Source organism: Rhizobium sp. BK181, assembly GCF_014193305.1.
Taxonomy (GTDB): domain Bacteria; phylum Pseudomonadota; class Alphaproteobacteria; order Rhizobiales; family Rhizobiaceae; genus Rhizobium.
Map to the genome: position 1 here is coordinate 25,968 of NZ_JACHZA010000027.1, position 23,734 is coordinate 49,701.

Sequence of the window (23,734 nt, forward strand, 5' to 3'; positions counted from 1 at the left end):
TTCTCCCCTGGCTCAGGCCGTGGATCCGACGACGCCTTCCACCAGGTAGGCCATGCTCTCGAGCTCGATGGCATCCTCGGCATAGCTCTTGTCGGCCGTGACGACGACGTTGCCCTTGTTGTCCTTGATCGGACCCTTAAAGACGGAGAACTTGCCCGCCGTCATCTCGGCAAGCGTCGCGTCAAACTTCGTGCGTCCCTCGGCCGGCACTGCAGGTCCGAGCGGACTCATCTTGACGAAGCCATCCTTGAGGCCGCCGCGCACGAAGTTGCCGAGCTTTTCGCCGGCCTGTGCCTTCTTGACAAAATCGGTGTAGACGTTGCCCCACGCCCATTCGGCGCCGGTCAGATATTTTTCCGGCGCCAACGGACTCTGGTTTGCGTGATAGCCGCAGACGAAAGCTCCGCGGCCGGCAGCAGTCTCGACAACAACCTTCGGGCTGTCGACATGGCAGGTGATCACATCGGCGCCCTGGTCGATCAGCGCATTGGTCGCTTCCGCTTCCTTGACGGCAAGCGACCACTCGCCGGTGAAGATAACCTGGCAGGTAATCGATGGATCGACCGAGCGCGCGCCGAGCAGGAAGGCGTTGATGTTCTGCAGCACCTGCGGGATCGGCTTGGCGGCGACGAAACCGATCTTCTTGCTCTTCGAGGTGTAGCCGGCGGCAACCCCGTTCAGGTATTGGCCCTGGAAGATGTAGCCGAAATATGAACCCGTATTCATCGGGTTCTTGCCTTCCTGCCAGAGACCGCCACAATGGCGGAACTGGATATCCGGGTACTTTGCCGCCATCGCCAGCATATGAGGGTCGAAATAGCCGAACGACGTCGGGAAGATCAGCGTCGCGCCGTCGAGATTGATCATCGATTCCATCGTCTTCTGGACATCGACGGTTTCCGGTACATTTTCCTCTTCGACGATCGTGACACCCGAAACCGCCTTCAGTGCAGCCGCACCTTCGGCATGCGCCTGATTGTAGCCGTAGTCGTCCTTGGGGCCGACATAGATGAAGCCGACGGTTAGCGCGCTCTGGGCGAGGGCGCGGTCAGGCAACAGGCCCGGGGTCAAGGCGAGTGCGCCGGCTGCTGAAGCCTGAAGAAAATGGCGGCGGGTCATGGGAAGGAGTTTGGTCATCGGAATGCTCCTTGCGGCAAGGGCCGGTTCGAAAAAATGTTACAGAAAAGTGCATGCAATGAGCGTGCCAAGAGGTAAGGCATTGTTTAAGAACGCTTGTTGGTAAACGGAGAATCGCTGATGCAGAAAGTGCATACAGATTGATCGATAAAATGCATAAATAGTAATCAAAGATTACTGGATGTTCATCGGTAGGCGAAAGGTCAGGCTCTCCGCGGTTGTGAGATGGACTTAATGGTGCGGAAACAACCGATTTTACAGTCACTTCATGACTTCATTTGACTTCTTGAGCCATGGGCGCCATCTGTATGCATAGTGTCAAAGTGAGCAGATTCGCACCGTGAAGCACGCCGGCCGCAGACATGTCATCCGTACCGGAACCACTGTCGAACAGATGGTGCGGGCGATTTCCGACATGATCGTCACGGGACTGATCCTCCCCGGCGCGAAACTGGACGAAGGTTCGCTCGCAACTCGTTTCGACGTTTCGCGAACGCCGGTAAGAGAAGCCCTGCGCGAACTTGGTGCCATGGGATTGATCGATCGCGAGCCGAACCGAAGCGCCGTGGTCGCCACCGTCACGGAGACCTACCTGCATTCGATGTTCGAGGCGATGGCGGAACTCGAGGGGATCTGCGCCAGGCTGTCGGCAGCGCGAATGACAGTCGATGAGCGGCGGGCGCTGGAACTCGGGCACAAGGCGTCGATGAGGCTCGTGCATGCTGGCGCAGAAGAGGAATATTCGGTTTACAACACCGAGTTCCACACCCGGCTTTATCGAGGTGCGCACAATGATCATGTCTTGGAGATGGTGACCCAGACACGGGCGCGGCTTGCCCCCTTTCGGCGAGCGCAGTTCCGTCTCCCCGGGCGACTGGCAAAATCCTATCAGGAGCACGACCGGATTGTCACCGCGATCCTGAGAGCGGATGGTGCGGCCGCGGGGCAGGCTGCATATCAGCACGTAGAGCTTGTCAGTGATGCCAGCGCGGTGTTCGCAACAGCCGTCGCGCGGAGAGGCGCGTAGTTAAAATTCTCACGTGATGTCAATAACCTAGCTAATCGACTCTGAAATTCCCGATATTGTCCGCGGCGAGCGACCGTGGATGCCACCTTTGTGTCCTGGCTTTGGGCCTCGCTCAACATGAGGCCAGAGCGGCAATGGTTTCCGCTCTCGGCGGCCCAAAGCCGCGGTTATCAGCGTCCAGGGCCGCGTCGTCCGAAGACACTTTGCAAGGCCTTCCGGACGAGCGCCTTGAATGCGGCCTCTGTCGAGGTAAGCGGAATTTCCAGTGGATTGCCGCAGCAACCGCGAGGCGAGGTCGCCTCAGCGTGGCAGCATTGCCCGTTGGGCAACCCCTGAAGGTCGTCGAATTTTTCGACCGTCAGGCTGTGCCGCTCTGCCCTCATATTGCCAACCGACCTCGATGGGATCAACATGTGCGGTGACAAGAATACATGGAAGGAATTCAATTCAATGTTCGCATACTGACGCGCTGTGGGGTCTGGGAAGCGCGGTCGGGCAGCGCCATCGTGGGGGAGTGCGATGAGGGGGGTAGCTCGGTGTTGCTTGCGGCTCGGACAGTTTCTGGGGGCGCGTTGCGTCCTGCCGATTGTTCTTTTCCTGTCGACCGCACTTGTTCCGCTATACGCCAATTCGGCTGACAAGGCGCTGAAATTGCTGCTATGGCAGGCTCCAAGCACGCTCAATCCTCACTTGGCTCCCGGTATTAAAGACCAGACCGCCAGTCGGATCGTCTACGAACCTCTGGCCAGCTTCGACCGCGAGGGTCGCCTTGTTCCCTTCCTCGCCGCAGAAATTCCGACGCTGGAGAACGGTGCAGTAAGCGCTGATGGCCGTTCGGTCGTGTGGAAGCTCAGGCACGGCGTCAAATGGTCCGACGGGCACCCCTTCACCGCGAAGGACGTGCTCTTCACCTACAATTATATCACCAATCCAGATGTGGGCTCGGCGAGCATCGGGCCTTACAAGACCATCAACAAGGTCGTTGTTGTTGACGACTACACCGTGCAGATCACGTTCAAGGACGTTAATCCTGCCTGGGCGCTGCCCTTCGTCGGCGTCCAAGGTATGATCTTGCCCGAGCATGTATTTGCTCCCTACAACAACAGCGATGCGGCCACGGCGCCCGTAAACCTGGCCCCCGTCGGCACAGGCCCATATCGCTTGAAGGAGTTTCAGACAGAGGACGTGCTTGTCATCGGCGAGGATGTCGTCAACACCGTGAAGGTTATCTTCGAGCGCAATCCGTATTTTCGCGACGCCGGCCAGCTGAGCTTCGACGAGGTGACGCTGCAGGGCGGCGGCGACGCTTCAGTCGCGGCCAACGCCGTGCTGAAGGAAGGCGTTGTTGACTATGCCTGGAACCTTCAGGTCGACGACTCGGTGCTTAAAACACTCGAAACAGACGGAGTCGGAAAGGCGACGGTATCCTGGGGCTCCTATGTGGAGCGCATCATGCTCAACTTTACCGACCCCAGTCGCGAAACCGCCGAGGGGGAACGGTCGAGCGTACAGAATCCACATCCCGCATTGTTGGACAGAAATGTGCGCACCGCACTCGCACTTGCCATCGACCGCCAGAAGATCGCGGCGCTCTATGGCCGCACGGGCCGCGCGACCAGCAACATTCTGGTTGCGCCGGCAATCTTCAATTCGCCGAACAGCGAATGGGCGTTCGATCCCGACAGGGCCAAGGCCATCCTCGACGAGGCAGGGTGGAAGGATACCAACCGTGACGGTGTGCGCGACAAGAACGGCGTGCCTCTCAGTTTCCTGTTCCAGACGACCGTCAATTCTGTTCGCCAGCAGACCCAGGAGATCGTCAAGGCGAACTTGCAGGCGATCGGGGTCAAGCTCGAAAACAAGATGATCGACTCGAGCATCTTTCTCGGTTCCGGCTCCGACAGCACCAACTCCCGGCGGCACTTCTACGCGGATATGGAAGAATACGCCTACGGGAACAAGAGCCCCGATCCGGGCAGCTATATGATTGGCTGGACGTGCTCCGAAGCGGCACAAAAATCCAACAACTGGTCCGGGTCGAACTGGGCACGCTACTGCAACAAGGACTACGACGCTCTCTATTTAGCCTCGACCATCGAAGTCGATCCGGCCAAGCGCCGCCAGATCTTCGTGAAAATGAACGATCTGCTGGTTCTGGATAGCGCTGCAATTCCGCTGGTGCACTGGGCTGACGTCAGCGGAATTAGCAATGCCCTTGAAGGCTTCGACCCGACACCCTGGGATTCCGAAACATGGAACATCGCGGATTGGCATCGCAAATGACGACGTCACGCACGAGTATCAGTACAGCGCAATGCTCCGTTATTCTGACCGCGTTCATGCTGCTTACGGTCGTTCCACAGCAGGCGCATTCGGGTGATAGGACCCTGAAGCTCCTGTTCTGGCAGGCGCCCAGTATTCTCAACCCTCATCTCGCCCCCGGTGTGAAGGATCAGACGGCCAGCCGCGTTGTATATGAGCCACTGGCGAGCTTCGATGCCGAAGGACATCTGGTGCCGTTCCTCGCAGCAGAAATTCCCTCCTTGACCAACGGCCAGGTGGCAAGCGACGGGAGGTCGGTCACCTGGAAACTAAAGCCAAATGTGAAATGGTCAGACGGCGTCCCCTTCACCGCGAAGGACGTTGTCTTTACTTATTCCTACATCACCAACCCGGATGTAGGCTCATCAAGTATTGGAACCTATAAGTCGGTCGACAAGGTCGAAGCACTCGACGACCTGACCGTCAAGATAACCTTCAAGGACGTCGATCCCGCCTGGGCGCTCCCCTTCGTCGGCATACAGGGGACAATCCTGCCGGAGCATGTGTTTGCCCCCTATAACAACAAGGTCGCGGTCGACGCGCCGCCCAACCTGGCCCCCGTCGGAACCGGTCCTTATCGCCTCAAGGAGTTCCGCCCCGAGGACGTCCTGCTGATCGGCGAGGATGTCGTCAACACCGTCAAGATCATCTATGAGCCCAATCCTGAATACCGCGACCGGGCGCGTCTGGGATTTGACGAAGTGACCTTGCAGGGTGGTGGCGATGCGAAGACGGCCGCAAAGGCGGTGCTCGGCACCGGCGTCGTCGACTACGCGTGGAACCTGCAGATCGGCGATGCCGAGTTGCAGGAGCTTGAAGCGAAGCAGATCGGCAAGGTGGCGCTCTACTTTGGCTCCTACGTCGAGCGCCTCATGCTGAATTTCACCGACCCAAACCGTGAGACAATGGATGGCGAGCGCGCGAGCCTGCAGTTTCCCAACCCAATCCTTGCCGATGCCAAGGTGAGGCTCGCCTTGGCGAAGGCTGTCGACCGCAACAAGATCGCCGCGCTTTACGGGAGGACTGGTCGGCCAACCGCAAATCTCCTCGTCGCCCCCGTTCTCTACAATTCTCCCAACACGACTTGGGAATTCGATCTGGACAAGGCCCGCGTGCTTTTGGAGGAGGCAGGCTGGCGCGACACGAACGGCGACGGCATCCGGGACAAGAACGGCGTCCCCTTCACCCTTCTTTTCCAGACCTCCGTCAACACGGTCCGCCAGAAAACCCAGGAGATCATCGGCGCCGATCTGGCCGCGATCGGCATAAAGGTCGAGGACAAGCAGATCGACTCGAGCATCTTCTTCTCGCCTGCACCGGATATCCTCAATACCAGCCAGCATTTTTACGCGGATCTCGAGGAATTCGCGACCGGCAACAAAAGCCCCGATCCGGGAAGCTATATGGTCAAGTGGACCTGCGCGGAGGCCGCCCAGAAAAGCAACAACTGGTCCGGATTGAACGAGTCCCGCTATTGCAGCGACAAATACGAAGCGCTGTTCGACGCATCGGAAAGGGAGATCAATCCGGAAAAGCGCATTGGCCTGTTCGTGGCGATGAACGACCTCCTGATTGCCGATTCCGCGGTCATTCCCATTGTCGAGTGGGCAAACGTCCCGGGCCTTCGCAACGATATCGTCGGCTTCGATCCCACGCCATGGGACTCCGAGACGTGGAACATCGCGGACTGGCGGCGCAAGCCATGAAGGTCGAAGCTGACGGCGGGGAGCACGAGGAGCGTTTGGTCGCAAGAAATCGTCCATTCTATGTCGCCCCACTGCATGCGCTCGTCCGCGCAGCTTCGCCGGCTCTCAGAAACCTGAACATCGGCGGCAAGCTAACGGTCGGATTTGGCATTCTGGCGGCGCTGACGCTGCTCGTTGTCGGCTTGAACTATCTGGGTAGCCTCGATGCAGTCAGAAGCATCAACAGAACAACCGATCTGAGCGCCCCGAGTGCGGTCGCCTCGGCGCGGGCGCAGGCCGACTTACTACGGATGCTGAGTGCCGTCCGCGGCTATCTTGCGCTCGGTGAGGAGAGCTACCGTGACAATTACACTTCAGCAAAAGCCGCATTTCTGGAAGATATGCAGTCGCTGGAAAATCTCCTTAGAACCGGTCCGCAGCCAGGCCCCGCGGCAGACGTCGCACAGCGGATGCGCGAGCTCCACGAAAAGCTTAGCCCCTGGCAGCCGCTAACGGACCGCCTTTTCGAATTGCGCAACGATCAGCTCCGGCGCGAACCGGCCCTCAAACTGCTCGTGGCGGATGCCAATCCATTGATCGCCACAATTGTCGGAACCGCGAAAGCGCTGATCCTCGCGCAGCAGAAGCGGGACGCGACCCCCGAGAACATGGTGTATCTGGCCGATCTCGCGTCCTTTCAGAGTTCCTTTTATGCCATGGTCGCAGGGCTGCGGGGCTATGTGACGACCAAACGCGACAGCTTCAAATACGAATACGAGGCGAACTTTACGATCAACGATGCGGCCTGGAAGAACATAACGGAAGGGAATGCCGCACTGACGCCGTACCAGGAAAAGCTGATTGACAAGCTGTCGAAGACGCGAGCAGCATTTCTGCAATTCCCCGCGCAGATGTTTACTGCGGTTGAAGGCGACCATGCGCGAGAGGATCTGTATCTCTTCCGCACGCAGGCGGTACCACTTGCCGAAGGCATGCTTGGAATTCTCGACGAGATCGCCAATGAGGAACAGCAACGGCTGCAGGCAGATCTCGGTAGCGGCCGCGACCAACTCGAGACGGCCCAGCGCATTGTCCTGCTCGGCGGCGTGGCCGCGGCTTTTCTCGGCCTGATCTTGGGGCTGATTTTCCGGGAAAGCATTGCGGGACCGATCCAGCGCTTGACGGGCGTCGCCGACCGGGTTCGCCAAGGCGATCTCGCCGCGCGCGCCCAGGTCGAATCGGGCGATGAGATCGGCAAGCTGGCGACAACGTTCAACAACATGACAGAGCAACTGGGCTCCAATCTCGACGATCTCGAAAACCGCCGAAGGCAACAGGAGCAGCTCGCGCTGCGATTTCGCCGCCAGAGCGAATATCTGGCCGCCCTGCACGATACCTCGCTTGGACTGATTGCGAGATTGGATCTGACCGAGCTGCTGTCGGATCTGACGACACGCGCCGCCGGGTTGCTCGGCACGGAGCATGGCTACGTCTACCTCGTAGACGAAGCCGGGGAGGTCCTCCAGCGCATGGTCGGCGTCGGCGTCTATACGGGACAGGCCGCCGGCCAGCAGCTCAAGAGCAGGGAGGGCGTGGCCGGTGTGGTCTGGCACACAGGCGCGGCGCTTGTCATCAACGAATACGCGACGTGGTCGGGGCGGGCGGCTGCCGCTGCCCAGCTCGACGTGACGATCAGGGCGGTTATGGCCGTGCCGCTAAAGTCTGACGAACAGGTGATCGGTGTCCTCGGCATTGCCTACGACGATGCCTCGGCGCTCGAGTTTGGCACCGAAGAGGTCGAGCTTCTCAAGCGTTTCGGGCAGCTTGCGTCTATTGCGCTGGAGAACGCGCGGCTGCATACGGCCACGGAAGCCGCCAAGAGCGAGGCGGAGGAGGCGAGCATACGGATCGGCGAGCAGAACCGGGCGCTGGAAGCGGTGGCGAGCAAGCTGTCGAAATATCTCTCGCCACAGGTCTTCGCCTCGATTTTCTCCGGTAAGCAAAACGTCGAGATTTCATCCACCCGAAAGAAGCTGACTGTCTTCTTCTCCGATATCGCCGACTTCACGGCGACGACCGACAAGCTCGAGTCCGAAGAGCTAACGGACCTGCTCAATCACTATCTGACTGAGATGGCGAAGCTTGCGCTGGAATACGGCGCGACGATCGACAAATTCATTGGCGATGCGATCCTGGTGTTTTTTGGTGATCCTGAGACCAGGGGCATCAGGGAAGACGCACTCGCATGCGTCAGAATGGCGATCTCCATGCAGTCCAGGATGCAGGAGCTGCGTGCTGAATGGGCCGAAGCCGGCTTTGCCCTGCCATTCCATCTCCGCATCGGCATCAACACGGGCTATTGCACCGTGGGTAACTTCGGCAGCGCGGATCGGATGGACTATACGATCATAGGCGGCGAGGTGAATCTCGCGTCAAGATTGCAGAGCCATGCCGACCTCGGCGGCATACTTCTGGCTGACGAGACTTATGCCCTGGTCAAGGAGGAAATCGAAGCTGAGGAGCTGCCTCCTCTGACCGTCAAGGGCTTTGCCTATCCGATCAAGACGTACAGGGTGATCGGCTCTCGCATCGTCCAGGAAGCAATGAAGAACATGCTTTCGAACAGTGAGGATGGCCTGCAGTTGGATATAGACTCCGCTCTGAAAGGGACTGATCGCGAAAAGGCGATCAAGGCGCTCGAGCACTATCTGGCGACGCTGCGAAAATAGCGATACGCTCGACTTCATAGGCTGGACGCGCGCCGCATGGCGGGCCCCAAGTGCGCCTTCTTCTGGGTAGTTCCTGGTGTTTTCTGACTATTGCCGCAACGCCATCTGTGTCTCCGCCTTCATGGGTGGCCGATCAATCTACGTTCTCACCCACGTTCGATCGGTCTCGGCGAAGACGGCCCAACGCATCAGCCGGTCGAGCACCTGGCAAGCCTCCGGGCTATCCCGAACCTCCACGTCTTCCGCCCGGTTGATACGATCGAAACGCCGGAGTGCTGGGATATCGCCCTTCGCGATCAGAAGACGCCGTCCCTGCTCACTCTGTCGCGCCAAAACGTTCCTCAGCTGTGCACTGACTCCGGCAATGAAAACCTCTCCGCAAAGGGCGCCTACGTCCCGAAGGAAGCGTCGGGGCAATCGGGCGGCGACCCTAATCGCCACTGGCACCGAAGTGGCAGTCGAGGCCGCGAACGAACTGGAAGCGTCTGGCCACCCCGACGGCTGTTGTCTCGATGCCGACCTGGGATCAGTTCGACGCCCCGTCGAAAGAGTACCGGGCGCAGGTTGTAGGCCATGCCGCAAGGATCGCGGTTGAAGCGCTCGTTGCAAGTGAAGATGACGTCATCGGGATGATCGAATTTGGTGCGTCAGCACCGGCTGGAGTGCCCTACGAAAAGTTCGGTATCACAAAGCAGGCAATAGTATCCCGAGCCCTCAAGCTCATTGGGATCGCGTCATGACCGTGGACGTGTTTCAGCTCGCCATCGCGTCTTCACGCAAAAGATGCCGGGATCCTTCGCGCCGGCGAGCAACCCACCGCAATGCTAGTCGATATAGGCATCCAAGTATTGGTGGAGATCCAGCAGATCGGGCGGGATATTCCTCACGCGGCTTCACCAATCGACGCTTTTCTCAAGGCTAAGGAGATGCAAATCCTCAGGCAATAGAATCTAAGCTCCAAGTTTTTGTATCGATGGCGCGTATCCCTTCCAGAGTGTGGATCGCCGTGGACGCTAGTAACCACTTTTCATGCGAGGGGCAGTGGCAGCTTGATGCACTAGAGCACGGCCCAGTTCCGATCTTGGTAATCTCGCAAATCCCCTGAACGTCCACCCCGGAAAAAGTCGCACTCTTGAAGCACTTGGCTATTCCAGCCAAACTTGCCTTTGACCTCCAAAAAGGGCGTCTGAACGAACGGGCCCCTTCTCGACTTCAACGACTTTCAGTAACAGTGCCGATCCAAGGATCTCAGGCCAAGGAGCCGGGCAGCACGCCGGCGTAAAAAGCGATGGTGGCCCCCCAATTGGCGGCAAGGCAGAAACCCGAGGCAAGGATTACTTTTCGCAGAGCCGCCTCCCACCATAGTAAGGCTGGTATGTGCAGTCCGACGGCCGGAACGAACGGTAGCTGCGGGAGCAGGCGGTGATGTCGCAGGATTGGGGTGCGCCTTGACCGTCGTTCATTCCTCCCGTCGGCTTCGACTTATCCGGCGCAGGCTCCTTCATTGCCTCCCGCATGAAGTCCCGCCAGATCCGCGCCGGCAAGGCGCCGCCGGTGACGCCATTCATCGGCGTGTCGTCGTCATTGCCCACCCATACCCCGGCAACGAGAGGTTTCGTGAAGCCGACGAACCATGCATCGCGATTGTTCTGGCTGGTCCCGGTCTTGCCGGCCGCAAATCCACCGGGATCGGCTTCACGTCCAGTGCCGCGTTCGACCACGAGCTGCAGCAGGCCGAGAAGATCTGATTGGTAAGGCGAAAGATCGACATTCGGCACCGCTTGTGAGCCAACTCGAAACGCCTGTGGTTGCCCTGCTGCTTGAAAGTCGATGATGCCCCTTGGCTTGACAGGCGCCTTGCCAAGTTGGACAGCCGCATAGGCGCTGGTCAGATTAAGTAGGTTTACTTCGGATGTTCCGAGCGCCAGGGACGGGGTGTTGGCAAGCGGCGCATCGATGCCCAGCTCTCGAGCGGCCACAATCACGTTGTCGAGCCCCACCTCGTCGGCAAGTGAGACCGACGCGGCATTCAGCGACCGGGCAAAGGCTTCTGCCAGTGTAACCCAGCCGTGATAGCCGCCCCGGTAGTTTTCCGGCGACCATCCGTCAACGCTGATCGGTGCGTCGAGAATCCGGTCAGACAAGGTGAGCCCGGCCTTCAGGGCGGCATAGTAGACGAACAGCTTGAAGGTGGAGCCCGGCTGCCGCATTGCCGTGACAGCGCGATTAAACTGACTTGCCTTGTAGTCGCGCCCGCCGACCATGGCAACGACGGCGCCGTCCGGCGTCATCGCAACCAAGGCTGCCTGTGATGCTCCGACGGCCTTTCCTTCCTTGTCCAGAGCTTTGCTCACAACCCTTTCGGCGATCTGTTGCAGATGCGGCACCAGGGTCGTGCGCACGGTCGTCGAGCCTGGCGAGGAGCCAGCAATTTCGCTTGCTTGCGGCGAAATCCAGTCGGCAAACCAACTTCCGGAACGGGGTGTTGGCGTCGTCGGATGGAGTTTCGCGAAGCTCGCCTTGACCTCGTCGGCCTTCGATCCGGTGATCTTGCCATTAGCTGCCATCGCGTCGAGGACGACGGCACTGCGTTGTCGGGCGCCCTCGGAATTATCGATCGGGTTCCACTGGCTCGGTGCCCGCAGCAATCCCGCCAGCATGGCAGACTCCGGCAGGTTGAGGGCGCCGATATCCTTGTTGAAATAGATGCGTGCTGCGGCAGGCATGCCGGTCGCGCCGGCACCAAGATAGGCGCTGTTCAGATAGCGCGTCAGGATTTCCTTCTTCCCAAGTTTCCACTCCAGCCACAGGGCTATCACGACCTCCTGTATCTTCCGCTTTATTGTCCGATCACTCTCGAGATACTGCAGCTTGATGAGCTGCTGGGTGATCGTGCTCCCACCTTCTACCACCGAGCCGGCTTCAAAGTTCCGCAGGAGCGCCCTTGCGATACCTCTGAGGTCGATGCCGAAATGATCCATGAAACGCCTGTCTTCAATGGAGAGGACAGCGTCGATAAGCTGCGGTGGAAACTGGTCGTATTGAGCATACGCCCCTTGATACGGCCCCTGTCGTACCAGCGGTGCACCGTCAGCGGTTTCTAGCACTATGACAGGCTTCAAGGTTCCATCGCGGATCTCGCCCCACGGTACGTCCCTTAAAGCCCACCAAAGTGTGCCGCCTGCCACGAGGAGGCCGACAAGGAAGACCGATGCCAGAGCGGTTTTCCACCAGCCCGCGTTAGGTCGACTGTGCCGGCGACTCTCGCAAAGCATTGCCCGCAGACCATGAATTGCGGTCCCTGCTTTAGCCAGAGCAGCCCCCAGTCGCCTAGGGCTGCGGGGAGTTGCTGTAGTTTCCGGCCGGATTGCGGCCTTGAGCTTCGCCTTCAGGTAGGAAGCGGCTGTCTCAGCCTTGGTCTTTGCGAAGGTTGAACTTGCTTTTAAATCATGTCCCAGCGCACGCAGCAGATTGTGCGCTGCCAGTCGGCTTTGGCTAAAGGATGTGTGGGCCCGTCGTGGGTCGCGAGCAGGCGAGGCTGAACCGGCCTCATCCAATGTGTCCAAGCTGGGTGATGCTTGCGTCACGACATGGTCGGCTGAGATTCCTGGATCCGCCGTGGGGCTGGCGCCCGTACCGGGCTCGCCCGTATTTTGGTTTGAGGACTTGGGAGGGCTTTGCATCGGTTATCGCTAAAAAAACTCCTATCGAAAGTAGCGCGGGCTTATAGCGCGGCAATGCCGAATGAGCCACCGCGAAAGCGGCTCAATTTATACTTCGTGCTTTGAACGTGTCGCTGGCTCGAACGCCAAAACGCGAATGTGCGGCACGCCGAGTTTCAGCACTTCAGCATCACGTTCGCCGGTTCGCCTGTCATGTGCACATGGGCGGCCTTGGCGCGGGAGCGCGTCTGTCAACTCGCTGGTGCGGTTGATATGAATTCTGTATCTGGATATGGCTCTCGTTCCCAGCCCGAGAACCCGAACAGCTTCGCACAAATGGTTGCTGGATCCCGGCAACTTCCAGACCCAAAGGCCAGCGTTTTGAAGCGGAGCACGCGTTCCTTCGTCATCGCATGCCCGATAACCAATGACGTTTGAAATCCCGGCGCTCAGGTCCTTCAAGAGGGAGAGGATATCGGTTGTTTCAGCCATACCAAAGCTCTTGACGCAAGTCTGGAACTGGCTGGTCGGATCAAAGTACTGTGCATCCGAAGTACCCCGAGGTTTTGCCAGTCCTCTTCCTCGTAAAAGAACGGGTAGCGCGCCGGGATGCGGCGATGTCGAACACCGGCCAGGCTTCGGATCTCAGATCGACCTCGGCGCTGCTGACGATCTCGACCTGATGCGTCGGCGCGAAAAACGTCGCCGTGGCGATTGCGTTTTGGAAGACATCCGCTTTTTGGGCTATGCGGCCTTCAGGTAAAATATGAGGTCGTGAGTGTAGAGCAGGAGATCCGGCCCTTCGCGAGGACGTAAATCAGACGATGGGGGGAAAGCTGAACCGGCGTGAAAGCGGGTAGCCGGGTGCATCGTAGAGCGCACGGATCTGGTTGTGGTTGAAACGCGCCTCGTCAATCTCCAGCAAAGAGCCTCGTTGTTGACTGTGTGGCAGGTCTTCTACGGCGAACCGAAGGGCTTCGGCTGCTGTATCGAACCGCCGATAACGAGGACCGTTTATGCCGGCTTTCGATTTGCCAGCGTAAAGTCCGGCCCCGCCGGTGTAATCGAACTGAGTCATGTGATCGCCCTCGTGGCTGCGGAAGAGTGACGGAAGGGGCGGGCGGCTTCTCTGACGGTTCGCTCGCTATCTCGCAGCTTGCGTGTGCGCAGCTGCATGCCCTTTCGGAGGTTCAGGAGCTTTTCGGCATTGGAGCCGGCTTCTGGGGCCGGCGCGCGAAACAGAGTTTCTGCGAATTTCCGGGTGGTGTCATTGATCATTGAGTCCTCGAATAATAGCGCGGTGTCGCGCCCTTTGGCAGTGATATTGGCGTGATGAGCGGTCTACATGCTATTTCTTGCCAATACTCGCCGCGTGGCCGCCCGTAAGCTTGGCTTGCGGGCTAGATGGCGGTGGTGCTACCGCTGCGGTTTTGTCCTTCTTCGGTTTACGGATTTCTCGGTTGCTACGCATTTGGCCTTTGGCCATTGGTTTCTCCTTTAGCGCCAGGATCAATATCGGCTGTTTTGAGCCGTTAGGTTCGGGTCGGCGTTAGTCTCGCAGCGGATTTGCTAAAGCGGAAGGAGCGTCGTGCCCTAAAGTGCCGTCCGCATGCGGGATTTTCCATCGACGCCGAAATCGGGAAATGCTCTCATTCCTGCCAAAGGCAGCTTTAGCCGAGCGTCACGGGTGACCGCGGCGTCGAGAAGCACACGAAGGGTCGCTTGTTCATGATAGCCGAACGTACTCGTCCGAACCAGGTTCTGTGATACGTATGCGGAATACTCGTTGGAAGACATCGCGTCCTCCTCTCGTTTGGGTAAGGCCGTCCACTAAGACAGCGATGCCTATGACACGGCTTCTACGTCCACCACATGCCTGCCTCGCCGTTTGGGCAGGCTATTGTCATTTCCTGCGTGCGATGCCGCTTAGGCCAGATATGGGAGCGGTCGAAACCCGGGCCCGTCTTGGCTGATGCTTCAAAGATTACGACGTTACAATACGATCCTGTCACGAGGACTAGCAAATTCGGGCGTGACGATCTCTATGGCAAAAAAAACAAAAGGCCGGGCATGAACCCGACCTCTCACAGTCATTCAGCTTTGCTGCCAGTACATCCGTGGTCAGCGGTGCAAATGACGTTATTATGCCGCCTGAAGGTTGTCCGCCGAGCTCTTGCCGGACTTGCGGTCCTGGACGACGTCGTAGGTGATCTTCTGACCATCCGATAGCGCACGCATGCCAGCACGCTCAACGGCAGACACATGCACGAAGACATCCGTGCTGCCGTTGTCAGGCTGAATGAAGCCGAAGCCTTTAGCGGAATTAAACCACTTTACAGTACCAGTGTTCATAACGATTTCCTTTCGAAGCAATCGTTGGGGTTCCCGCGATGCCTTGCGGTATAAGATCGATTATTTGAGAGGAAATCCAACGGGAGCATAAAGCTCTGGAACGACGTCACAAGCATTGGTCGATAAACAAACATATAAGCTCAATTTTTGGTTTTGCAATGCCTATCTCGAATTTGTGCTAGATCCCTGCTGAGCCTGCCGTAAACTCAATAGCACCACCGGCTCTGCTTCGGTGGCATTCGGGTCGATCGGGCATCGCGCAGAAGGTTCTCGAACGGTGCAACCTCTTGGAATCGAGGCGGCCTTTCGAGCAATGGAGGCGCAGACGCAGCGTCATGGCGATAAGCGTCAGAAACGTCGACGATCGGCCATCCACTCTTTGGCGTGGCCTTGATCAGCCTTCTGCGGCCGTGCGCCCAACAGCAGGCCAGCTTCAAGGGATCGCCACCCATCCGGGTCCGACGAGGTGAGGTGAGAGTAGCCACCGCAAATACTGATGTGAGCACTGCCTGCAATTAAGCAAGGTATTTACCGTGAAAGAAATAACAATATTCTGCATCGTACTGTGTTATCGTTCTGGCATTGGAAATTTTTTTCAAGGAGACGCTTCAGTGAAATCCGCTTTCCCAGGCATGACCGGACGGCAAGTGGCGTTGTTTCTAATTGAAACATGTCTCGTGACGGCCGGATTGGTCGTTATCCTCGCAGTAACGATACCCATGCTCTAGCTGTCACGCCTCAATCGACCTCATCTCACCGGAACAGCGATTGATGTTTAACCGAGATCACTGAGGACGTAATTGTCCGCCGCTTTTTGAGCATAGCTGCGAAGGGTTCCAAGCGTATCTGGAAGCTGAATTGGATGATGGATTTGTTGGTCGCGATGACGTCGTTGAGCCCCGTCGCGGTAACCGGCGTTGGCCGGATGATGTAAAGGCTCGCATTGTAGCGGAAAGCCTTGAGCGTGGTGTGCGAGCAGTGGATGTCGCGCGCCGTAACGGCGTTGTAGCAAACCAGCTTTCCGATTGGCGACGTCAAGTGCGCGACGGCTTCTGGTGCTGACGGCTGAGACCGCAATTCACGCACCTTGGCCGCATGGCGCGCAACGGGGGAATGTTCTTCGCAGACGGCACATGCGCATGGACGGTTGTCAGATTCTCCTGGCGTTCACGACGACCATTAGGCGGCAATCCCCCCTTTACTTTTTCGGCCTTGCTCGGCCGCACACAGCGGAGCTCTCGGAGGCACGACGGTGGCAAAACTCAAGGAGCCCCTCGACGGCGCGGTTGGGCAAAACATTGACGTGGCCCTACAGCGGCTAAAAAACTCCAGGAGTCTTGGTCTGGACCTATTCCCGGCTCTAGATATCGCGATCGCCATAACGGGCGCCGACATGGCACTCTGCAACGCTTTGACGAAAGTACCGACTGACTTAAACTTGTTGCCAGCCGCGGTTTCTCCAGCAAAGCCGAGAGCTTTTTCAGCATCGTGCGTCGCGACACCAACACCACTTGCGCTGCGGCGCTCACGAGGCGCATGCGTGTGTTTGTCGAAGACGTCTCGACGAGTTACCTGTTTGTGGGTACTGTTGAGCTCGACATGATGAGCGCCGACGGCATTGCTGCCGTGCAATCGACCCCGCTGATCAGCAGCAATGGCCGTCTCTGGGGCGTGCTCTCGACGCACTTTCGCAAAGCGCAGGTAGAGAGCGAGTTCGATCATGCTCCGCTTGATCGGCTTGCACTCCAAATGGCGGCCCCCCTGGCTTGGCCAGTGCAACAAAAAGCCATGGCGGAAATCCGCCATAAGGATAAACCCTCGGATCCGGGAGACTGATATGAAGTCGACGCCCCAGCCCATTCCCTTTGGTGGGACCATCCGATCACCACAAGTACGATCACTGTCAGCGGTTGCGCAACGCCGGCATCGACGTCGAGAAGGTGATGAAAAGCCGGCAACTTGAAGTAGCGGTGCCAGAGGATACATATCTCTGGACCGGGCGCTTCGATAAAGATACACAGGAAGGCGGTCACCGGGTCGGCGCCCTGATCCAACCAGCACGCCGAGAGCGCACTTGCCCAGTGAAACTGGCGTCATCCCTCCGCAGCTATGTGGCAGAATTCCTTGCATTTATAACGCGCATCTATACGGTATTGCCAAGCCTAGGCTGAACTGTTGATGGAATTGCCACCGAGGCGAAGACGTCGTCACGCGGACGCATGCGCAACTGGATAATTGAGCGTTTCGTCTCTTCTGCAAACGCCAACAGGCGGCAAACGGAACGCAGATAGAAACGTATGGGCCTTATCGAAACGTACGCACGGAAGATCGGTCGTGTCACCTGAATGGATTTCCGCATGGGCCAATCTAATGACCGGCATGGCGGCCCTTCTGGCTGGCTGGGCCGGGATGCGCGGGCTCAATGCATGGAGGGCCGAAACGGTCGGCAGGCGGAAGGCTGAATTGGCGGAAGAGGTTTTGGCGGGGTTCTATCGGACCAGGGACATTCTGACATGGGCGCGATTTCCGGCGTCAGATGCCGATCAAGATGAGACTGATCGACCAGACATTGGACAGGACGATGATGAGCCCGAAAAGAGCGAGATCATCGCCCCCGTGGACCGCTTGACGAAGGAAAGCCAAGTCTTCTCCGAGCTCCGGGCCAGCCGATACCGCTTCATGGCTTACTTCGGAGAAGAGGCTGCGCGCCCGTTCGACGAGATAAGGGCAATTCACAACGAAATTGTCGATGCGGCCCGCAATTTGGTCCGCACCCATGGCCAGAAGCCAGCCGGACGAGAACAAGAACGCGATCAATGGGAGGCGGCGATCGGTTGGGGAGAAATGGAGGGAGACGCTCTGAAGAAGAGGCTTGATCTTGCAGTAAAGGCGGTCGAGCAGACCTGCCGCCCCCTAATCGAGGAACGCCATAAGGCGCGCCGCGATAGTATCTTCTGATTTTCTGTGCGCATGACTTCGTCAGTGTTATTGTGGCGCGGCCTTGATCTTTCCACTCAATCGCGCTCGACATAGGCTTTTGAAGGGTTCGTCGCGCCGTCGGCAAAACATATCTGGCCTATGTTCGATTATCCAGTTGCGCGACACACCTGCTGTCCATTCTTTGCAGATGCCGCACGTTCCGCCCTCGATTTGAAGTCGGATGTAGCGCCGCGGTGAAAGCGCCCATGCCATTTTGCGCAGTCCTGTAAACTCCCCAAGCATTCGGAAATTTTGCTGAGTTCCTGACGGCGTATCTCGACACACTCACATTCCGGAATGACAAGACGCAAAAGCATTGTCGGAATCGAAATAGCCTCCTGCTCTTACGGTATTGCTAAGCCAAGACCTACCCGCTGTGATCCAGCCGATGCGCATGTTGGCATGCAGATCGCGGTCGCGCGTCCAGTTGGGCGGTTTTCGCAAGCCCGGCCTTGCCCGATCCATAGGCATCAGCTTTCAGCATTCGAGAAATATGATCCAGGAGGAACGCGTGAGCGCCTCCATGTTCTACGAGATCGCCGTCTCCCGTGAGCCGCTTCTTCGGAGGCTTGCCGGGCAATGATAAAGAGACCCGAACCTGGGCGGTGCCGAGAGTGTGTGAACGCCAATGATCGTTGGTCGCCGCGACGGTCGCAAACTCAGCCGCTACAACATGGCTCTCGGCTGTATCCGGATGGACGGTAACGCGTTCGATAGCCGCCGCCGCTCTGGCGCTGGCATCTGCGTTCATGCCGGGCCGGCCTTCGATGCCAACACGGTTAACTCGCTTCCGTCTCGTTGAAACTCCACCAGATCGTGTTGCACGCCAAAGAAACGAGCCGGCGTTGTCTGGCGTTGATATGTCGGGCCGCGACAAGGGCGGAACATTACCGCGTTGAAGGCGGAAAGACGGTCGGGAGCTCGGCGGCGGACGGGGCGCAAACGGTGGCGCTCTTCGCCTGACCGGTGAGATAGGTATGCAACTGGGCCACGACTTCGGCTCCTTCGCCGATCGCGGCGCCGACGCGTTTGACCGAGCCGGAACGCACGTCGCCGACCGCGAAGACGCCGGGGATGCTGGATTGCAGTGAGAGCGGTTCTGCGCCGTCGATTGCGGAGGGGATCGCCTGTGGCACGCTCGCACCCGTCTGCACGAAGCCTTTGGCGTCGAGAGAAACGCAGCCGTGCAGCCACCCAGACTCCGGCTCGGCTCCAAGGAACAAAAACATATGCCGAACCTGCCTTTCCGTTTCCTCACCTGAAACGCGGTTGCGCCACCGGATGCGCTCAAGCTGTCGTTGCGGTGAACCGCAGAGCGCGATAACCTCCGTGTTCGTCAGCACCTCGATGGTGCTGGCCGCATGTATCCGGTCAATGAGATATTGGGACATGCTTTCGGACAGGCTTGCCCCACGCACAACCAGCCAGATCTTGGCGGCGTAGTCGCGCAAGAACACGGCGGCCTGCCCCGCGGAGTTGCCGCCTCCGACAAGGACGATTTCTTCGTGCCGGCAAAGCCTTGCCTCGATGGGCGAGGCCCAATACCACACGCCTCGTCCTTCGAACTCGCTTAGATTGGGGATGTCGAGCCGACGGTAGCGTGCGCCGGACGCAATCACCACGGCCGAAGCCTTGGTTAAGGCCCCGTCCGCGAATTCCAGCATCAGCGGATTTTGATCGCAGTCGAGGCGTGCGATGGCGGACGGGATCGCCATTTCGGCGCCGAATTTTTGCGCCTGTACATAGGCTCGCCCGGCGAGGTCCCGGCCAGATATGCCGGTCGGGAACCCGAGGTAGTTCTCGATGCGCGCACTCGCCCCGGCCTGCCCACCGAACGCGTGTGCGTCAAAGACCACGATCGAAAGCCCCTCGGACGCCGCGTAGACGGCGGTCGCAAGACCGGCGGGGCCAGCCCCGACGATGGCGACGTCGTACGTCCGGTCTCGACCGTCCCTCCGTACCATTCCAAGGGCGCGTGCCAGGTCTGCCTCACTAGGGTTCTTGAGAATTGTGCCCTTGGGACACACCGCCAGTGGAAGGTCGCTCGGATCCGGCGCATATTTGTCGATGAGATCAGCGGCCTCGCGATCCCTCGCAGGATCGAGCACCTGATAGGGGTAGGCGTTCCGGGCGAGGAAGCCTTGCAGCCGCACGACATCGGGAGCGTCCTCGGACCCGATCAGCGCGGGTCCGCCGGCGCCCGCCTCAATAAGGAAGATGCGGCGCAGAATCAAGGCGCGCATGATCCGGTCGCCAAGCTCGGGCTCCGCGATCATGACGCCGCGCAGGTTCTCGGCCCGAATGACAACGGCCTCGATATCGTCGACCGCGTGAACGTCGACCAGCGCCGGCCGACCGGAAAGCTGTTCCACTTCGGCGACGAAATCACCTGCAGTCTCTTCCACGATCGGAGCGAGATGTCCCAGCGGGTCGCGCCGCGTCACTTGGGCGCGACCGCTCTTGAGCAGAAACATGCCGGGGGCGATCTCTCCTGTCAGGAACAGCGGTTGGCCCTTGCTGTAACGCTGCTGGTAGCCGAACCGACAAAGCCGATCGATTTCCGCCCCCGAGAATTTTGGAAACATCCTCTCATCGCTTGGATCGACCTTCGGCATCATATATCCTCACGGGTTCATCTCACGGCCTCGATCGCGCGGCCTTGGTGCGACAAGCAGGTCGGCGAAATTATCTGCCGTGTCTATCAGCTCGTGCCCAAGTCGATACCGGGGCCCGCCGGCGCGCGTATCGGATCGTCTTCTGACGGCACCACTGAGGTTTTACTAGCGCGATGCACGCCGCAACGCATTGACGACCGTCAATTCTAGGAGACGCGCCGCAAAGGGGAACGGGACCGTTCACTGGAACGCGCGATGGATCCGGCTGAACGGCAGGTCGATTTTTCAGAGCACGTGGCCGGCAGCGACGAGTTGATGCGCTCGCACCGCCTGATCCAACGCAACTCCGCCCGCGATCGGCGCGACCATCTGCCCTGTTCGATCACCTCGTTCAGCGCCTCCAATTCGGGGGCGCCCGATTGGCCGTTCTAGGAGACGATCTCAATTCGCGCGCTGCTACTGGACCGGCTCCAGCTCGGCCGCAGGCCGGGCCGTGAACCGCGACAGATATGGTGCTGTGCGGCTTATGGACGATCCAGCGACCTCGGCTGGCGTGCCGAACGCCACTACACGGCCGCCTTCCTCGCCTGCCCCAGGGCCGATATCCATGACCCAGTCGCTGCCGGCGGCGACACGCATGTCGTGCTCCACCACGATGACGGTATTGCCAGATTCGACGAGCCCGTCAAGTTGCGCGACGAGCCTCTCAACGTCAGCCGGGTGTAGTCCTGTGGTGGGCTCGTCGAGGACGTAGAGCGTGGCGCCGCGCTGAGGCCGCTGGAGCTCGGAGGCAAGCTTGATCCGCTGTGCCTCGCCGCCGGAAAGCTCCGTGGCCGGCTGGCCAAGTCGCAAATAGCCGAGGCCAACCTGCCGCAGCACATTGAGGAATCGGCGCACTTGCGCCTCCTCGGCAAAGAAGGCGTAGGCGGCATCTACCGTCATTCCCAGAACTGCGGCGATGTTCTTTTCGCGATATTCGATGTCCAAGGTTTGCGCGTTGAAGCGAGCGCCATGACAGGTTGGACACGGTGCATAGACGCTGGGCAAGAACATCAATTCGACGAAAACAAAGCCTTCTCCCTCGCAGGTCTCGCAACGGCCCTTGGCAACATTGAAGGAAAAGCGTCCAGCGTCATAGTGACGGGCGCGCGCCGACTTCGTCGCCGCGAAAATTTTGCGAATGTGGTCGAACAGCCCCGTGTACGTCGCGAGATTGGACCGTGGTGTGCGTCCGATCGCTTTCTGGTCGACGACCACCAGGCGCTTGACGTCCTCCGCCCCGCTCGCGATCCGACCGCGCGGTGTCGTCACGGCAGTCCGCTCGAGCCCGTCGTCTTCATCATCGATCGAGGGGATGGGATGGCCGAGCTGCTTTGCAATCAATTCCACCAGGACCTGGCTCACCAAGCTCGACTTGCCCGAACCGGAAACGCCAGTCACGGTGGTAAATGCTCCCAACGGAAAATCGACATTGAGCCCATGGATGTTGTTGCAGTTGACCCCGCGCAGCCGCAACCAGCCCCTGGGTGGGCGCGGCGTTCGGTCTGACACAATAGTGTGGTCGAACAGGTAGCGGCGAGTTTGCGATTGCTCTGCCTGCTCGAACCCTTGCAGCGGACCGCTGTAGAGCACGCGGCCACCGCGGTCGCCGGCGCCCGGGCCGACGTCGACGATCCAATCCGCATGGCGGATCACATCGATCTCGTGTTCGACCACGAACAGCGAATTGCCGGAGGCTTTCAATCGATCGAGCGCCGTCATCAGCGCCTCCGTGTCCGCGGGATGCAGTCCGGCTGAGGGCTCGTCGAGCATGTAGACGACGCCGAACAGATTGGACCGCACTTGGGTTGCAAGTCGCAGGCGCTGCAGTTCGCCCGGTGACAGCGTCGGGGTGCTTCTCTCCAGTGAAAGATAGCCAAGTCCGAGGTCGAGCAGAACCGCGAGCCGGCCGCCGAGGTCCTCGGCGATCCGCTGCACTACCAACGCCTTCTCCGGATGCTGCGCCTTCAGCTTGGTCAGGGTAGCGGCGGTGGCCTCCGCATAGGGGCGCAGGAGGTCAGCGAGCCTTGCCAGTGGGATCCGCGAAATGTCGGCAATATTGAAGCCGGCGAACTTGACGGAGAGCGCTTCGCGGCGAAGCCGCTTGCCGTGACAGAGCGGGCATTCGGTGCTCACCATGTAGCGCGCCACCCGTTTCTTGATCGACGCGCTTTGAGTGGTGGCAAAGGTGTTTAACACATATCGCCTGGCGCTGGAGAAATTGCCGCGGTAACTGGGCTCCTCCTTGCGCCTGATCGCCCGTCGCGCCTCGTCCGCGTCATACCCGATGTAGACCGGGACCACCGGCTGCTCGTCGGTGTAGAGGATCCAGTCGCGGGCTTCCTTCGGCAGCTCTCGCCATGGACGATCGACGTCATAGCCCAGCGTAGTCAGCATGTCGCGCAGGTTGCCGCCATGCCAGGCGGGCGGCCAGGCGGCAATGGCGCGCTCGCGAATGCTTTTGGAATCATCCGGCACCATCGAGCCTTCGGTCGCCTCGTAGACCCGACCGAGTCCATGGCATCGGGGACAGGCTCCCGCCGGCGTGTTGGGCGAGAAAGCCTCGGAATCGAGATGTACTTGGTGTCGGGGATAATTGCCAGCGCGCGAGTAGAGCATCCGAAGGAGGTTAGAAAGCGTCGTCACGCTGCCGACGGAAGAGCGCGTGGAAGGCGAGCCGCGCTGCTGCTGCAAGGCCACGGCCGGGGGCAGGCCATCGATTTCGTCGACCTCGGGAACCGCCATCTGATGAAACAAACGCCGCGCATAAGGCGACACCGACTCGAGATAGCGCCGCTGCGCCTCCGCGTAGAGCGTACCAAAGGCCAGCGACGACTTTCCCGAGCCGGAGACGCCGGTGAACACCACAAGGGCATCGCGCGGAATGACGAGATCGATGCTCTTCAAATTGTGCTCGCGTGCTCCACGCACGCGCACGAAGCCCCGCGGAGGCTCGTTTGCCGCTTCTTGAGACCGAGGCTTGTTGGTTTCCATCATTCGCACAGACCGATTAAGGAGAGTTCATGGCATCAGGGCAACGTTTCGACGACAATGGTCGCCATCGATCCGCTCGGCGTCGCGATAGTGTGGGCTGCCCGGGGGCTTCATCGATTCGAGGCTTTGGCAGCCCACGGGCCGGGTCGCGCTATCGCGGGGCGCTCGGCGTCAATCTTCCGGCGCTCGCCAG

The 23,734-nt window shown here is 59.3% G+C and carries 16 protein-coding genes and 2 pseudogenes; 9 read left to right on the forward strand and 9 right to left on the reverse strand.

Features of this window, described 5'->3' with window-relative positions:
• Positions 1-12 precede the first annotated feature (12 nt).
• Positions 13-1,137 carry a BMP family ABC transporter substrate-binding protein gene (locus FHT77_RS29430; protein WP_183758990.1) on the reverse strand — a complete coding sequence of 375 codons (1,125 nt, stop codon included), beginning with the start codon at positions 1,135-1,137 and terminating at the stop codon, positions 13-15.
• Between the two features lie 340 nt (positions 1,138-1,477).
• Here FHT77_RS29430 and FHT77_RS29435 point away from each other — a divergent pair, with 340 nt between their 5' ends.
• The 5 genes and pseudogenes from FHT77_RS29435 to FHT77_RS29455 form a co-directional block, all read left to right on the forward strand.
• Positions 1,478-2,164: a GntR family transcriptional regulator gene (locus tag FHT77_RS29435; protein WP_183758992.1), complete on the forward strand. Its 687-nt coding sequence runs from the start codon at positions 1,478-1,480 to the stop codon at positions 2,162-2,164.
• A 519-nt stretch (positions 2,165-2,683) separates the two neighbouring features.
• Positions 2,684-4,447, forward strand: a complete 1,764-nt coding sequence (locus FHT77_RS29440) for a peptide ABC transporter substrate-binding protein (RefSeq protein WP_183758993.1) — start codon at positions 2,684-2,686, stop codon at positions 4,445-4,447.
• The gene (locus FHT77_RS29445) at positions 4,444-6,192 is read left to right on the forward strand and encodes a peptide ABC transporter substrate-binding protein (RefSeq protein WP_183758995.1); all 1,749 of its coding nucleotides are present in this window, start codon (positions 4,444-4,446) and stop codon (positions 6,190-6,192) included. The genes FHT77_RS29440 and FHT77_RS29445 overlap by 4 nt, the downstream gene beginning before the upstream one ends.
• On the forward strand, positions 6,189-8,900 hold the full coding sequence (locus FHT77_RS29450) for an adenylate/guanylate cyclase domain-containing protein (protein ID WP_246712793.1): 2,712 nt from the start codon (positions 6,189-6,191) through the stop codon (positions 8,898-8,900). The genes FHT77_RS29445 and FHT77_RS29450 overlap by 4 nt, the downstream gene beginning before the upstream one ends.
• Positions 8,901-8,970: 70 nt before the next feature.
• Positions 8,971-9,640: pseudogene (locus FHT77_RS29455) on the forward strand (transketolase-like TK C-terminal-containing protein); the annotation flags it as partial.
• A 594-nt stretch (positions 9,641-10,234) separates the two neighbouring features.
• On the opposite strand, the gene FHT77_RS29460 reads toward FHT77_RS29455, so the two are convergent.
• The 6 genes from FHT77_RS29460 to FHT77_RS29485 form a co-directional block, all read right to left on the reverse strand.
• Positions 10,235-12,583 carry a PBP1A family penicillin-binding protein gene (locus FHT77_RS29460; RefSeq protein ID WP_183758997.1) on the reverse strand — a complete coding sequence of 783 codons (2,349 nt, stop codon included), beginning with the start codon at positions 12,581-12,583 and terminating at the stop codon, positions 10,235-10,237.
• Positions 12,584-12,670: 87 nt separating this feature from the next.
• The gene (locus FHT77_RS29465) at positions 12,671-13,054 is read right to left on the reverse strand and encodes a hypothetical protein (RefSeq protein WP_183758999.1); all 384 of its coding nucleotides are present in this window, start codon (positions 13,052-13,054) and stop codon (positions 12,671-12,673) included.
• 325 nt (positions 13,055-13,379) lie between these two features.
• On the reverse strand, positions 13,380-13,640 hold the full coding sequence (locus FHT77_RS29470; protein ID WP_183759001.1) for a hypothetical protein: 261 nt from the start codon (positions 13,638-13,640) through the stop codon (positions 13,380-13,382).
• On the reverse strand, positions 13,637-13,840 hold the full coding sequence (locus FHT77_RS29475) for a hypothetical protein (protein WP_183759003.1): 204 nt from the start codon (positions 13,838-13,840) through the stop codon (positions 13,637-13,639). The genes FHT77_RS29470 and FHT77_RS29475 overlap by 4 nt, the downstream gene beginning before the upstream one ends.
• Before the next feature lie 315 nt (positions 13,841-14,155).
• A complete protein-coding gene (locus tag FHT77_RS29480; protein ID WP_183759005.1) occupies positions 14,156-14,359 on the reverse strand; it encodes a hypothetical protein in 204 nt (67 codons plus the stop codon).
• A 345-nt stretch (positions 14,360-14,704) separates the two neighbouring features.
• Positions 14,705-14,914 (reverse strand): cold-shock protein, encoded by a 210-nt coding sequence (locus FHT77_RS29485; protein ID WP_183759007.1) that lies wholly within the window; start codon positions 14,912-14,914, stop codon positions 14,705-14,707.
• Between the two features lie 858 nt (positions 14,915-15,772).
• Between FHT77_RS29485 and FHT77_RS29490 the strand changes: the two are divergent.
• The 3 genes and pseudogenes from FHT77_RS29490 to FHT77_RS29500 all read left to right on the forward strand — a co-directional run.
• Positions 15,773-15,964, forward strand: a pseudogene (locus tag FHT77_RS29490) (transposase); the annotation flags it as partial.
• Between the two features lie 438 nt (positions 15,965-16,402).
• The gene (locus FHT77_RS29495) at positions 16,403-16,750 is read left to right on the forward strand and encodes a GAF domain-containing protein (protein WP_183759009.1); all 348 of its coding nucleotides are present in this window, start codon (positions 16,403-16,405) and stop codon (positions 16,748-16,750) included.
• Between the two features lie 498 nt (positions 16,751-17,248).
• Positions 17,249-17,872, forward strand: a complete 624-nt coding sequence (locus FHT77_RS29500; protein ID WP_183759011.1) for a hypothetical protein — start codon at positions 17,249-17,251, stop codon at positions 17,870-17,872.
• 908 nt (positions 17,873-18,780) lie between these two features.
• On the opposite strand, the gene FHT77_RS29505 is transcribed toward FHT77_RS29500, so the two are convergent.
• Entirely contained in the window at positions 18,781-20,508 is a 1,728-nt protein-coding gene (locus FHT77_RS29505) for an FAD-dependent oxidoreductase (protein WP_183759013.1), read from the reverse strand.
• 255 nt (positions 20,509-20,763) lie between these two features.
• On the opposite strand from FHT77_RS29505, the gene FHT77_RS29510 reads away from it, so the two are divergent.
• On the forward strand, positions 20,764-20,940 hold the full coding sequence (locus FHT77_RS29510) for a hypothetical protein (protein WP_183759015.1): 177 nt from the start codon (positions 20,764-20,766) through the stop codon (positions 20,938-20,940).
• 24 nt (positions 20,941-20,964) lie between these two features.
• On the opposite strand, the gene FHT77_RS29515 is transcribed toward FHT77_RS29510, so the two are convergent.
• A complete protein-coding gene (locus FHT77_RS29515; protein WP_183759017.1) occupies positions 20,965-23,544 on the reverse strand; it encodes an excinuclease ABC subunit UvrA in 2,580 nt (859 codons plus the stop codon).
• Positions 23,545-23,734: the final 190 nt, after the last annotated feature.